Origin of the sequence: Singulisphaera acidiphila DSM 18658, from assembly GCF_000242455.2 — a bacterium.
GTDB classification, from domain to species: Bacteria; Planctomycetota; Planctomycetia; order Isosphaerales; family Isosphaeraceae; genus Singulisphaera; species Singulisphaera acidiphila.
In genome coordinates this window covers 136003-150306 of record NC_019892.1, presented here as the reverse complement: position 1 = coordinate 150306, position 14304 = coordinate 136003, and the positions used below count along the sequence as shown (strand labels likewise).

At 62.0% G+C, this 14304-nt stretch carries 10 protein-coding genes; 9 read left to right on the top strand and 1 reads right to left on the bottom strand.

Going from position 1 to position 14304, the window contains the following annotated elements; translation table 11 throughout:
• Positions 1-179: 179 nt before the first annotated feature.
• The 5 genes from gyrB to SINAC_RS00555 all read left to right on the top strand — a co-directional run bounded on the left by gyrB (position 180) and on the right by SINAC_RS00555 (position 8777).
• On the top strand, positions 180-2735 hold the full coding sequence (gyrB, locus tag SINAC_RS00585; protein WP_015243761.1) for a DNA topoisomerase (ATP-hydrolyzing) subunit B: 2556 nt from the start codon (positions 180-182) through the stop codon (positions 2733-2735).
• Positions 2736-3377: 642 nt separating this feature from the next.
• Positions 3378-7016: a DEAD/DEAH box helicase gene (locus tag SINAC_RS41480; RefSeq protein ID WP_081598304.1), complete on the top strand. Its 3639-nt coding sequence runs from the start codon at positions 3378-3380 to the stop codon at positions 7014-7016.
• 98 nt (positions 7017-7114) lie between these two features.
• A complete protein-coding gene (locus tag SINAC_RS00565; RefSeq protein ID WP_015243759.1) occupies positions 7115-7804 on the top strand; it encodes a Uma2 family endonuclease in 690 nt (229 codons plus the stop codon).
• 189 nt (positions 7805-7993) lie between these two features.
• Positions 7994-8323, top strand: a complete 330-nt coding sequence (locus SINAC_RS00560) for an ArsR/SmtB family transcription factor (RefSeq protein WP_015243758.1) — start codon at positions 7994-7996, stop codon at positions 8321-8323.
• Positions 8316-8777: an SRPBCC family protein gene (locus tag SINAC_RS00555; protein WP_015243757.1), complete on the top strand. Its 462-nt coding sequence runs from the start codon at positions 8316-8318 to the stop codon at positions 8775-8777. The genes SINAC_RS00560 and SINAC_RS00555 overlap by 8 nt, the downstream gene beginning before the upstream one ends.
• Positions 8778-8972: 195 nt before the next feature.
• Here SINAC_RS00555 and SINAC_RS00550 read toward each other — a convergent pair whose 3' ends face one another.
• Positions 8973-9242 carry a helix-turn-helix domain-containing protein gene (locus SINAC_RS00550; protein ID WP_020467091.1) on the bottom strand — a complete coding sequence of 90 codons (270 nt, stop codon included), beginning with the start codon at positions 9240-9242 and terminating at the stop codon, positions 8973-8975.
• A 643-nt stretch (positions 9243-9885) separates the two neighbouring features.
• On the opposite strand from SINAC_RS00550, the gene SINAC_RS00545 reads away from it, so the two are divergent.
• The 4 genes from SINAC_RS00545 (at position 9886) to SINAC_RS00525 (ending at position 14192) form a co-directional block, all read left to right on the top strand.
• Positions 9886-10422, top strand: a complete 537-nt coding sequence (locus SINAC_RS00545) for a hypothetical protein (RefSeq protein ID WP_015243755.1) — start codon at positions 9886-9888, stop codon at positions 10420-10422.
• 532 nt (positions 10423-10954) lie between these two features.
• Positions 10955-11398 (top strand): hypothetical protein, encoded by a 444-nt coding sequence (locus tag SINAC_RS00540; protein WP_015243754.1) that lies wholly within the window; start codon positions 10955-10957, stop codon positions 11396-11398.
• A 15-nt stretch (positions 11399-11413) separates the two neighbouring features.
• Complete coding sequence (locus tag SINAC_RS00535) at positions 11414-11989, top strand: hypothetical protein (RefSeq protein WP_015243753.1); 576 nt, start codon at positions 11414-11416, stop codon at positions 11987-11989.
• A 793-nt stretch (positions 11990-12782) separates the two neighbouring features.
• Positions 12783-14192, top strand: a complete 1410-nt coding sequence (locus SINAC_RS00525) for a hypothetical protein (protein WP_015243751.1) — start codon at positions 12783-12785, stop codon at positions 14190-14192.
• The last annotated feature ends 112 nt before the right edge of the window (positions 14193-14304 follow it).

Sequence of the window (14304 nt, the reverse complement as noted above, 5' to 3'; positions counted from 1 at the left end):
GGAGTCGGAGCCGACGGGGTTGGGCCTCCTCTCGAAGCGGAATGCCGGCCGAGTGGGGGCGGGTGACTGTTTCTGGAAGCGCCCTCTAGGTTCCTCGCGTTGGCGATCGATTCGAGGGCGATGGTAAGTGCTGGCGGAGGTTCCGTCTCCCAATCATGGACTACCGAGGTGAACCCGCGATGGACCTGAGCAAGCCTGACGCAACCGAAACCGAGAAGACGGAATCGCTGGAGCATCCCTCGGCCAACGGCAGTGGTAACGGCAACGGTGTGGCGGCAGACTACACCGAGGCGAACATCCGGGTCCTCGAAGGGATCGAGGCGATCCGCAAGCGCCCCGGCATGTATATTGGCGACACGACTCCTCGCGGTCTGCACCACCTGGTTTACGAGGTTGTGGACAACGCGATCGACGAGGCGATGGCGGGCTACTGCCGGAACATTCACGTGACGGTCCACGTCGATGGTTCGGCCTCGGTGGTCGACGACGGCCGAGGGATCCCGGTCGGGCCGCACCACCAGTTCACCGAGCTGAGCACGTTGGAAGTGGTTCTGACCAAGCCGCACGCCGGCGGCAAGTTCGACCACGACACCTATAAGGTCTCGGGCGGGCTCCACGGGGTCGGTGTGACGGTCGTCAATGCGCTGTCGGAGTGGTTGGAGGTCGAAGTCTCTCGCGACGGCCAGGTCTGGCGGCAAGAGTATAAGCAGGGCGAATCGCAAGGGTCGGTGCGCGTCATCGGGACGACCAAGGTGAGCGGCACCCGGGTTCGGTTCTTGCCCGACGTTGAGATCTTCGAGAAGATCGAGTTCGACTACGACATTCTGGAAAAGCGGCTTCGCGAGCTCTCCTTCCTCAACCGAGGGATCGCGATCCGCCTGACCGACGAGCGAAGCGACGAGCCGAAGGACGAGAAGTTCTTCTCGGCGGGGGGCCTGAGTGAATTTGTCGCCTACCTGAACCGGTCCCAGACTGCGCTCCATCCGCCGGCCTTGCTTTTGGGCAAAGACGAGGACCGGATGGTTGAAGTGGAAGTCGCTTTGCAGTACAACGACTCGTTCAGTGAGTTGGTCGTCTCGTACTGCAACAACATCAACACGGTCGAGGGGGGCACCCACCTGACGGGGTTCCGCGCCGCGTTGACCCGAACCTTGAACAACTACACCAAGAGCATTACGACCGCCAAGAACAAAGACCTGGCGATCACCGGTGAAGACTTCAAGGAAGGGCTGACGGCGATCATCAGCGTCCGCGTACCCGACCCGCAGTTTGAGGGGCAGACCAAGACGAAGCTCGGCAACGGCGAGGTCGAAGGGATCGTCGCCAAGGTCGTCAACGAGAAGCTCGCCGATTATCTGGAGCAAAACCCGGCCGCGGCCAAGAAGGTCGTCCAGAAAGCACAGCTTGCGGCCGAAGCCCGCGAGGCGACGCGCAAAGCGCGGGAGCTGGTGCGGAACCGCAAGGGGGTCCTCTCCGGTGGCGGCCTGCCCGGTAAATTGATGGACTGCACCACCCGCGACCAGGATTCCAGCGAGCTGTTCCTCGTCGAAGGTGATTCGGCCGGTGGCACGGCCGAAGGGGGCCGCGACCGACTTTACCAGGCGATCCTCCCTTTGCGTGGTAAGATCCTCAATGTGGAACGCGCCCGGCTCGACCGCGTCCTGGGCAACGAGGAGGTCCGGAATATCATTACCGCCGTCGGCAACGGCATTGGTGAAGAGGAAGACCCCGCCAAGAGGCGCTACGGCAAGGTCGTCATGATGAGTGACGCCGACGTCGACGGTTCGCACATCCGTACCCTCTTGATGACCTTCTTCTATCGCCAGATGCCCCGACTGGTCGCCGAAGGACATTTGTACGTCGCTCAGCCGCCGCTCTACATGATCTCGAACAGGAAAGAACGGCGCTACGTCCAGACCGAGCCGGAAATGCAGGCCATGTTGGTGGAGTCAGGGCTGGCAGACGCCCGGCTTCAGCCGTATGGTGTTGACGACGAAAGTCTCTGGATCGTCGGCGACCGGCTCCGTAGCCTTCTGGATCTGGTCAATGCGATCGGCGGGGGGCTGAAAGTGTTCGGCCGCCGCAACCGTCCGTTGCGTGACTTTCTGGCCCAGGCTCATGCGGAGACCGGTCTGCTGCCGCAATACCTGGCCGTCTCGCGAGGCGTCGAGATCCCGCTCTATACCAGCAGTGACCTCGACGCGTACCATCAGGAGCATCCAGTCCCGGCTGCTGAACCTGGTGTTGACGCGGAGGTGGGGGCTGAGGACGCGACGACCACCGAGGCTTCCGCCGTCGACGACGCGAGCGTGATCGAGCTTCACGAGGTGATTTCGCTGAACAAACACCTCAGCCGGCTCCGTGATGAGTTTGGGTTACGGGTGAACACTTTGCTGCCGGTCGAGGTAACGGGCGACGATCCGCCTCCTCGATTCATCGTGCATCGCGAAGGGGACTTGCACCCGTTGGCCGACCTTCGCGCTTTGGTGCCGACGATTCGCCATCTGGGCGAGCGTGGGATCAAGATCACCCGGTTCAAGGGGCTGGGGGAGATGGACGCCGACCAGCTCTGGGAGACCACGATGGACCCGACGCGCCGGACCCTCTTGCAAGTCCAACTCGAGGATGCGGTGGCCGCCAACGACCTGTTCACAACCTTGATGGGGGACGACGTCGAGCCACGTCGTCAGTTCATCGAAAAACACGCGTTGGAGGTCAAGAACCTCGACGTCTGATCGCTCGGGCGGGCGGGCCGCCTTCGATCATGCGATTCGATCCCTTTTTTTGTTCCGCGGTGGTATCCCGCTCGCTTACCGTCATCCTGTTTTGGATTTGGTGGCGTTTGGATTGGTTGGTATAGGGCAGGAGAAAAGGCCTTCAACTTCGCTTGGGAATGAGGATTTTGGGACGGTCTTCCACACCGAATCTCGTCATTCTTCTTGAACGAAGTGAGTGAAGCTCGCCCGGCGAATGCGGACAGAGAGCGGACGATCCCATTCCCTCCTCATTTTTTTTGAGGAATGGCGGTCGGCGTAACGCGTCATCAGAGACTCGGCGAGTGACGAGCGACGGCCTCGAGCCTTCGGGCTTTGGGGTTGGGCTGACCCCGAAGGGGGCGGTTCTCGGTCGCGATTGCGGAGCGCTAGTGGAGGGGCCGGCCGATGCTCCGAAGCCTGTCAAAGGGCGAAGGGGCAAGGGCGGGACCGAGGTTCGTCGTAGGTTTTGGGCCTTCAGGGCAAGGTTGAGAATCATTCTCGGGAACCGGATCGTAGGGGCGAGCCTTGGCGGCGACCGTAACGGTCGTGCCTGAACCCATTTAAAGGGGAAAGAGCCGGATCGCCCCGGACGTCGGATCGGCCCGTCCGAGTTGGGAAGGGATGATGGGGATCGCCCAGAAAGTTTCGCGGGTGTTCAGCGACGCGGTTCGCTCGCGCGGCCAGTCGTACTTCGCCAAGGGACGGGTGGCGCTGACGTCGTCGACTCCCGGCGAGGTCATTGCTCGGGTGCGCGGCACCGCCAAGTACCGGGTCCGGCTGCGGATCCGGGGGATCAAGCTCCATATTGCCTGTTCGTGCCCTTATTTTGGGCCGTTCGGCGAGCCTTGCAAGCATATTTGGGCGACGATCCTGATGACCGATGCGCGGGGCTTGCTCCCGGCTGCGCCGGTCCGCCCGCTGAAACTGGTCAGCGACATGCCCCGCCGCCCTACTTCGCCCGAAGGAGGAGGGCCGCCGCCGGGGCATCGCGCCGTGCCTGGGCCGGGCTATGGACCCGGCCCAGGATCCAGCTACGGCCCCAATCCCGGATCAGGTTATGGACCCAATTCCGGGGCCAACCGCAGTCCTGGACCTGGAGTCGGCCCAAGCCCCAACCGTGGCCCTGGCCCCGGGGCCAGCAGCCGCAGCCCTGGCGCCGGTCGCGGCCCGGGATCAGGGCCGCCGGGTCGTGGGCCGGGAGCGGGACCACCGGGTCGCGGGCCAGGGCCGGGGTACGGCCCCGGGGCAGGTCGCGGGACTGGGCCAGGGCGCGCTCCGGGGCTCAATCACGGGCCGGGACCAGGGGGCCCTGGGCCAGGGCCGGAAGGTCAGCAGCGCCCGGGGGGTCGATATCGCAAGGAACGGCCCGTGCGTGGCGGTGTGCCGCAGCCATGGAGTGCGGGCAAGGAAGCGGGGAGCACCGCGCGGGCCAAGCCGGTGAACCGCAATTCCAAGCGGCTCTTGGTCTATGTGCTCGACGTCTCCTCTACCCTCAACCAGAACCAGGTCGTCATCGACCTGGCCCGCCGCCAGCGCCGGCCCGCTGGCGACTGGGGCCCTTTGAAGCCTTGGTGGCACGCACCAGGGAGCCCGCACGCCAAGTACGAGCCTGAGGATCGAGACCTCCTGGCGCTCTTGGAGGAGACGCAGGCGGCGGCCGTGGCCAACGGGGCGACGATGGGGGACCCGATGATGGGCACCCGGCGCTATGTGCTCCGGAGCAACCAGGCCCTGATCGTCGAGAAACTGGCCAAGAGCGGGCGGCTCCGGCTCCGCCGAACCGAGGGTGAAGATGACCCGCCCACGATGCGCTGGGACGACGGCCCTGCCTGGCGGTTCTCGCTCGATATTCGCCCCGAACTCGGTGGCAAGCGCTGGTCGTGGCGCGGTTCGCTTCGCCGAGGGGACGGCCGGACCGACCGGATGGACCTGGCCGAACCGTTGGTGCTGGTGCCCGGCCTGGTGATCCAAGGGGTCGGCCGTGCCTCGCGGTTCGACGACGTCGGCGTCATGCCCTGGATCGTCCGGCTTCGCCACGAGAAGGAAATCGTCTTCGCTGAGCCGCAGCAGGATATCATGATCGGGCGAATCCTGGCCGAGGCCCGCGTCAGTCCGGCCGAACTGGTCGAGACGATCCAGTTCGAGGAGATCGACACCCCGCCGCGTCCTTGCCTGACCTTGCGGACCCCCCGACAGAACTGGGGACCGGGGTCCGACCGGCTCCTGGCCGAACTCGAGTTCGACTACAACGGTGCGCTGATCCCGGCCGGCCGAACGACCCCCCTGGCGGTCTCGACCGAACTGGGCCTGATCATCCGCCGCAACCCGCAGGTCGAAGCGCAGGCCGACATCCTCCTGTTCGAGCTCGGATTCCGCGAGTCGAAAGACCCGCGAGTCGAGCCCGGGACGATGGAACTCCCCCCCAAACGGATGGGGCAGGTCACTCGCGACCTGGTGCAAGTCGGCTGGCGGGTCGAGGCCGAAGGCAAGCTGATTCGTCCGGCGGGCGAGTTCAAGCTGGCCGTGACCACCGGCATCGACTGGTTCGAACTCGGCGGTCAGGTTGACTACGGCGACCAGAGCCTGAGCCTTCCCGAACTCCTGGCGGCCGTCCGCCGGGGCGACAGCATGGTTACCCTGGGCGACGGCTCGATGGGCATGCTCCCCGAGGAGTGGCTCAAGAAGTACGGGATGCTGGTGGACCTGGGGACCTCCGAGGACGGCCACCTCCGGTTCGGCAACGCCCAGGCTGGCCTGCTCGATGCCCTTCTCGCCGCGCAGCCCGAGATTCGGGTCGATTCCGCGTTCGAGAAGGTCCGCAAGTCGCTCCACAAATTCGAAGGGGTCCAGCCGGTCGACGCCCCGGCCGGGTTCCACGGCGAGCTCCGCCCCTATCAGCGCGAGGGCCTGGGCTGGCTCGACTATCTCCAGAAATTCGACTTCGGCGGCATCCTGGCCGACGACATGGGCCTGGGCAAGACGATCCAGGTCCTCGCCCTGCTCCAGAAGCGGCGGGCCCGCCGGCTTGCGAAAGGGCCGTCGCTGGCCGTCGTCCCGCGCTCCCTGGTCTTCAACTGGATCCAGGAAGCCACGAAGTTCACGCCGAGGCTGAAAGTCCTCGACTATACCGGTCCCGCCCGCCACGCGTTGCGGGAGTCGTTCTCCAGCCACGACCTGGTGATCACCACCTACGGCACGTTGCGGACCGACATTGCCGAACTGTCCCAGCTCGACTTCGACTACGTGATTCTCGACGAGGCGCAGGCGATCAAGAACGCCGACAGTCAGGCGGCCAAGGCCGCGCGGCTCTTGCGCGGACGACACCGGCTGGCCATGAGCGGTACCCCCATCGAGAACCACCTGGGCGAGCTCTGGTCGATCGTCGAGTTCCTCAACCCTGGCATGCTCGGCGCCAGCTCGGTCTTCAAAAAGCACACCGGCAGCGGCGGCAACCTCGATGACAGCGACCGTTCGTTGCTCGCCAAGTCGCTGCGCCCGTTCATCCTCCGCCGGACCAAGGCCGAGGTCGTCAAGGACCTGCCCGAGAAGACCGAGCAGACCTTGCACTGCGACATGGAGCCGGCTCAGCGCAAGCTCTACGAAGAGCTGAAAGCCCACTACCGGCTGGCGCTCTTGCGCAAGGAGACGTCCGAGCTGAACCGGTCGAAGATCGAGGTTCTCGAGGCGCTCTTGCGGCTCCGCCAGGCCTCGTGCCATCCTGGCCTGATCGACCCGACCCGGACCGCTGAGCCCAGCGCCAAGCTCGACATGCTCCTGCCCCAGCTCAGCGAGGTCGTGGAGGAAGGGCACAAGACCCTGGTCTTTTCCCAGTTCACGAGCTTCCTGGCGATCGTCAAGGATCGGCTCGACAAGGAAGGACTCCGCTACGAGTATCTCGACGGCCGGACCCGCAACCGGGCGGATCGAGTCGAGCGGTTTCAGAATGACCCGGACTGCCCGATCTTCCTGATCAGCCTGAAAGCGGGCGGCCTTGGCCTGAACCTGACCGCCGCCGAGTACGTGTATCTGCTCGACCCCTGGTGGAACCCGGCTGTCGAAGCGCAGGCGATCGACCGCTCCCACCGGATCGGCCAGACCCAGCGTGTGTTCGCCTACCGCCTGGTCTGCCGTGACACGGTCGAGGAGAAGATCCTCGAACTCCAGCAAAAGAAACGCGACCTGGCCGACGCGATCCTCAACGCCGACAAGAGCCTGATCCAGACCCTCAGCCGTGAGGACCTGGAGTTCCTTTTGACCTGAGCAAGGGTAGGGCCCCCACCGCATCGTCGCCTTGCTCGCTCCGGCGCTTGCTGGGTACGATTGATGGAGTTTGTCGGGCTCCTCGGAGGGGCAAGTCAATGCCCGATCACGTTCCCGTCATCAACCCACCTCGTCCCTTGGTCGAGGGGGAACGACTCGACCAGCCGAGCTTTCACGCCCGTTACGAGGCGATGCCGTCTGGTACTCGGGCCGAACTGATCGGCGGAGTTGTTTTCATGCCGAGTCCTGTCGGTCGCGCGCACGGCCATGCACACATCGCCGCGGCTGTCTGGCTCAGTTACTACGCGGAGAACACCCCCGGCGTCGAGGTCTTGGATAACGTGACGGTGATCCTCGGTTCGAAGAGCGAACCGCAGCCGGACGTTCTCCTTCGGATTCTGCCGGAGTGCGGTGGCCAAACCCGGACTGAGCGTGGATTCGTCCGCGGCGCTCCGGAACTCGTCGTCGAAATTGCCAAGGCGACCCGTTACGTCGACCTGGGGCCGAAACTGGCCGACTACGAACAGGCCGGCGTCCTCGAATATGTCGTGCGTGCCCTGGACCCGGACGAAGTTCTCTGGTTCCGCCAGGAGAAAGGTTCGTTGGTCACGATGCCCGCCGACGCAGACGGCCTGCACCGGTCGACCATTTTCCCTGGTCTCTGGCTCGACCCACAAGCCCTCCTGAACGGCGATACCAAACGGCTTCGGGCGTTGCTCGATCAGGGCCTGGCTACCGTCGAGCACACCACCCTTGTCGCTCGCCTTGCCGCCTTCGACGCGACGTAAATCAGAGAGACCTGTTCGACGGGAGCACATGGCTCGTTAGTTTAAACGATCAGCAAGTGTGGCGTTGCACGTCTCTCAAGGACTTTCCAAGCCAGGCTGACAACCCTCTCCGTGTGGTCCTTCGATTCATCGAGTGCAACCGTCGGCGCACCACCTTGACATGCAACTGAATAGTTGCATAATGAGGCGATGGGCGACGACTTCGACAAGGTGTTCAAGGCGCTGGCCGACCCTGGCAGGCGGCTGTTGCTCGACCGGCTGCACGCGGAGAACGGGCAGACCCTGGGGCAACTCTGCGCGCATCTGGACATGACCCGGCAGGCGGTGACGAAACACCTGAAGGTGCTTGAGGAGGCGTCGCTCGTCGTCCCGGTCTGGCGGGGTCGGGAGAAGCTGCACTATCTGAACCCGGTGCCGATCCAGGAGATTGCTGAGCGGTGGGTAGGTAAGTACGAGAAGGGCCGGCTCCGCCTCCTCGCCGACCTCAAGAAGCAACTGGAAGGAGATGCTGATGGTTGAATCGCGTTTCGTGTACGTGACCTACATCAGGACGACTCCGGAAAAGCTGTGGCAAGCGCTGATCGACCCCGAGTTCACCCGCCGGTACTGGGCGGAGACCTGGCAGGACTGCGCATGGCAAGTGGGGGCGACTTGGAAATTGATGATCCCGGACGGCCGCGTCGGGGACAGCGGCGAGGTCATCGAGCTGGTGCCGCACCGGCGGCTCGTTCTCTCGTGGCGGAACGAGTTCAAGGCTGAGCTCCGAGACGAGGTTCCGACGCGGCTGACCTACGAGTTGGAGCCGCAGGGGGACTCCGTCAAGCTGACCTTGATCCACGAGAGCGAGATGCCGGGGTCGAAGCTGATCGAGGCTGTGTCGGGCGGGTGGCCGCTCATCCTGGCCAGCCTGAAGAGCCTGCTCGAAACGGGTGAATCGCTTGACGCAACCCGTCGCTGGCCGGAAGGGGTCTGACGCGACGGGGCGTGGAAGCCGCCCAAGAGCCGGGGGCGGGGCGATCTCCGCGAAGCCGCCCGCCCCGGTGTATCAAACCGACACGGTCTGGAGGATCTCGTCCAGCCGGTCGTAGCCTGCCGACATCCCGTGCTCCATCCCGGATGCGACCGCCCCGTCACGGGCCTCCTACCTCGGTGTTGAGCTTGGGCATGATCAGTATTGTTCGATCTGCAACGCGCTCAACAAGGGAGGCCGACCGCTGATGGGGCGGTCGGCGAGGCCGTCGGTCCCCTTGGCGTTGTACCGGGCGACCCAATCCTGGACCGCGCGACGGGACACCCCCAAGGCTTCAGCGATTTCGGGTGCTGTGCGACCGCGAAGCGCGAGAATCACGGCGCGGAACCGAAGGAAGCAACGCTTGTGTGGCTGTCGCTCGGCAAGAGACTGGAGTTCGTCGAGACTGAGATGGTCGGCGACATGCATGGCGAATTCCTCAAGGTTTTCACCATTTTCGCATGCACGTACCAAAAGCGCAATGGCGCGCAAATATTATTTAGTGTCCGTATCAGTTGGGAGGCATTGGATAATCCGTTAAGATAGGTGTTCAGCTGAAAAATATTAAATGCATTCGACATATTTTATATATTGCACGCTTTAGGTGTCTGGCCACTGACATCCTCGTCATCGTTCTGGCGGCCCTTGAATACCCACCCGATCGACTCGACGGTTTCAAAGCCGAGCAACGCGAGGTCGTCCTTCGGGTGGTCCAGTTTCCTCGGGGCGAACAACAGATGGGGCTTGGACGCCGTCAACTTTGGAATTCCTGGTGGCCATCGAACGAGATTGGTCGTGCGCCGTTGGCTGAGAACGCCTGAGGACGCCGGCAAAAACGGACGAATCCAAAAGGCCAAGACACACCTCGCATCCAGAGCCATTGCGAGGTTCCTCGGCTTACTGTAGCCTTGAGTCTCACCCCGGCTGCTAGGGTTCTGGCGGGAGTGCCCGGCCGGGCGTAGCGTGTGGCATACTCCGACGATGAACGGCCGCACGCAAGCAAAACCCCGTCAGCCAGGGCGGATGGTCAAATGTCCGGCCGGCCCTGGTGCCACTCGGTTCAGGGGCCACCATGCGACTCCCCCGGCTCACAACGCAGCGGCTGATGGCACTTGTGTTCATCGTGGGCACCACCATCGGTGGGATAATCGAAATCGACCGTGCCATGGCAAGACGGCCTGCCTACCTCGACAGGGCTCAATACGCCCAAGAGGAGATGGAGACCAATCGCTCGCTGGCAACGCGTTCCGTCGCACGGGCTGTGGCGATCAGGCACTGGGTCACGGGAGGATTGCGGGGTGACCCGCCCGGCCTGCTGGGTTGGCGCGAGCATGAGTCGGGCGCCCAAACGTTTACCAAAAACGCTGACGCATTTCGTCGTGAGCCCGAGCGTGCGTTGTCGTTCGCAAGTCGGCTTGAACAATCCGGTGAGCATTACCACAAGCTCTCGGCGGCCCAAGCCCGGATGAAGCAGAGGTTCGAGCGCAACGCATCTTTCCCGTGGGTCTTCTTCTCGCCCAACCCGGGTCCGCTGCGGCCAGGCTGGATGGCTTGCGAGGAGGAGATGCGACTCATGGCACCCGCCCAAAGGGCAGCGCCGCCGAAGTGAACATCAACGATATCTTATTTGCATTCCCGGTTTATCGGGCAAGCAACCCCTATTTTCGGAGGGGCTCAAGTGGCCAGGCACCTCAGTTGGTAGGCCTGAGAGAATCTGTGAGGATAAGTGCTCAGTCGCTGACATCAGATGCATTCACCAGGTTTTCCATTTTACCCACTTTAGGTGCCTTGCCACTGACCTCCCTGTCTCCGTGGACATTGCCGGGGCCGATCACGTCACGAAGCCACATTTACCACTTGCGTGGGCGACGGTGACGTCCATCATCATGACGCCCGTTACTCCAGATCCACCGATTCTCGGACGAGAGTATACATTGTTGCCAAATAATTATATTGATATCGATACTCCAGAGTGGTGGATGTCAAGAAAGATCGACGATTGTTTTGTTAAAGGCTTTATAATCGCCAATATCAAGAATTATACTGCACATTTTAATATTACTGGAACATAAAATTATGTCTTGACGAATTTGTATATGACGCCTGGTCCGGAAGAACCTGCTCCACCAAAAACAACCAAGATGAAGACGATCACCATCGCCAAGGCCGACGACTATCTCGACGAGTACGGCTTACATGTCCTCGTCTCCAACCCCGGCTCAATAGTTGCGAGACTCCAGGTATACACCGGGGAGGATCCCTGCGGTATAGACATGGCCGGTTTGGTGCAGCAGAAGTTGACGAATCAAGTCGTCAATGGGGAACAGCTTAAGGACAAGGATTGGCACCCCAATGCTCCTGGGAGTACGTTGAATCTCGTTGACGCGGTAATTTACGATGAGGTAGGGTCGATGGCTGATGCAGATGCTTTCGCCGCTCTCCCGGAGGAAAACGTCTTCTTCTCCGCAACCCAAGCGTTTCGGATTCTCTATTCCACTCCTTGTGGTGAGACCTTGGAAATGCCTCTTGGTGAGTGGACGATCATGAAGAGGAAGAAAAGCGCTACACAATGGCAGTGCGAATAACACAGGAGCCTGAGCATGAAGAGAAACAAGATTCTCGTCATCGGGGCACTCGGAATGCTCCTGACATGCGGTTACTTGGTGGCTTCCGCTCCGAGCAAAAGCACGATAAAGAAACGCAAACTCACGCCGCAAGTCCCAGTCCTTATGCCTCGAGAAGCACTCATTCCCACCCCGGAGCAAGTCGCCAAATTCCAAGGGGACAACAATGACCCGGCTCGTCTCTATACCATCGAGCCAGCCCCAATCCGAGCGGAAGTTAAGGCACGTACGCCGCAAGAGGACAAGCTCTTCGAGCAGGCTACGGCCATTATGCTCCGCGAGCGTCCTGTGCCTCCCGATCGCGTCCAATTCTTCAAATGGGTGGATGAGGGCGACTTTCGCTTTAAGACCTGCGGATGGTCGGCCTTTGTCTACAACGTTACCCCCATTCCTGGAGGCTGGGGGATTAGGCTGAAGGTCTGGCCCAAGGTCACCGCTGATGCCCAGATCGCCAATTCCTACTATGAGGAATATACCTGGGCTGATGGAGTCCTCACCTATGTGAAAGGCTACGGCAACCCGAAAACTCCTGGGAAAATGGTCCACTGGTAAAGAAGGTTGCTGCATTTCCAGGACCGAGGAGAGCGGCTAGGGGTGACCCTTGGCCGCTTTTCTATTTCCCGGCTGGCCTTACAATGAGATTCCCCAGCGGGTCGCGATCGGGCCATTGGTCTCACCAGAACCGCCAGGATGCCCAGAATCGTTCGTGCCGCCGGCCTCCTCTTTTTCCCCGCCTCAACGGCGCCGACGCGTTCGGGGGCATCCTGGGCGATTCCAGGGGTCGGTTGCTTCCGTCAATTCAGTCGGATGTCGGAATTGACGGAATAGGGGCTCAAGTGGCCAGGCACCTCAGTTGGGAAATCTTTGAGAATAATTATATATTAATTATAAGATGTCAGGCTATCAGATGCATTCGCCAGGTTTTCCGTCTTACCCACTTTAGGTGCTTGGCCGCTGACCTCCCCATGGGGTTGGCGAAGAGGCTGGAGACGGCCGGCGTGGAACGGGACGTTCGGGCGATGGAGAAAACGAGCGATCACGCGCCGACATGGGTTGCTCTGGCAAACGGCTGAGTCTCGCCTCCGCCGCGCCCACCTGTCATACTCTGGCGGCCCCATCATCCACAAGGGGCTGCCATGCCCGAACTTGTCCGGCTGCCCGAAGCCAATACCGAAGTCGGAAGTATCGTGATCCTCGGCTTGTTGGCCCGAGTTTCGATCGCTTGCATCGCGAACTATCCTTATGCTGTCGAGGGCTGGAGGGGTGCATGGGTCTGCATCGATAGCCAAGAACGGCTCTGGCTAAGGTCCAAATTTAGCAATAACTTACGTCCAAGGTACTGGTAATGAAACGAATCTCGCCTTTGCTGACGGTCGTACTGATGACTCTGTATCCACACGCCGGGTGGGCCGCGGAAACGACTGAAGAAGTCGTCAGCAGGGCTATGGGCGCGTTGAACCACGGCCGGATCGATACCTTCGTCAAGGCGATGCACCCGGATACCTTGGAGGAGATTCGTGCCTCGGTCCTTGAGATTCTCGACCTGGCCATCACAGCGGGTAAGGAGGCTCAGTTCCTGGAGGGCTTCGACGTCAAGGACGCGGAGGCGCTGAAGGCCCTCGACGCGCCTCAGATCTTCGCCGCGATATGCCGCAAGGCGACGTCGGCCCCGGAGGCGAAGAAGGCTCTGGCTACCACGCGCATCGACGTCGTCGGCCACTTCTTCGCAGGGACGGACAAGGCGTATGTCGTCTATCGATCGAAGATGAATCTGGATGGCATGAGCATCGATCGGCTGAACGCCGCAAGCCTTCTCAGGAGCGGCACGGACTGGAAAATGTCGCTGCTTGACGAACTCGCCGGGCAGATCGTTGCAATGAAGCAGGGATTCGTGGGCAAGCCCGTGCTTCCCGACATCAAGGCGGCTAAGGTCGAGCCCCTAGGTCACATCCTCGAGGGCAAGAAGACTGCGATGGTCGTCTATAGGATGGTCTTGCCGGCTGGCGAGGGATCCATGACGAAACTGGCCGTGCTGAGCGTCAACGCGAGCGACCCGGGATGGGAAGCGGTCCGGAAGGACGAGACGGAGAAGGTCACGACGCTGATCGAGAAGAGCCTGGGTATCCGTAGGGTGACGCCGGAGATGATGGCCGCCCAGAAGAAGAGGGCGGAGAGGATGTTCGAACAGCTCGAGGCCCAGCAGGCGAAGAACCTGAGGCGGAATCATGGGCAGATGCCGGAATTGGGTCGGATGAACCAACTGCCCGAAGCGCCCGAGCTTCCCGAAGGGATGATCGCCCTTCCGGACAAGTTCTTCGGCCTGAATCACGACCGCTTCCACGACATCGCCCCGAAGGGCAGTGTGCTGGTCGGGGCCCACGTCAGCTACATCATGAAGTTTGGTGGCCCGAAGATCAGCTCGGTGCGGCCGGTCTACCGAGTGGGGGGGAAGATTGTCGACGGCAAGCGGTATGGCTCGCTGCAGAGCAAGGAAGTGAAAGCCATCGCCAAGCCGGGCTACGCGGTCGGGGCCGTGAACACGCACACCGGGCTGACGGTCGACGGCTTCGAGCTGGTCTTCATGCGGATCGAGGGGGATCACCTCGACACATCCGACTCATATACCTCGCCCTGTCTGGGCGACAAAAGGGGCGGGAGCCCCCGGGATGTCTCGAGCGAAGGCAAGCTCCCCGTTGGCCTGCAGGGACGCGCGGGTAAGGAAGTCAATGCCTTGGGCCTGATCGTGAGGGAGTGAGGGCGCGGCGGAGCGGAGGATGAAGGGATCGATCGCTGGTCCGGACCACGGTTCTGTATCGCGATATTACAAGGATGGGATGGGCGTTGTCGCTTGAGAGATCGGGCGTGGG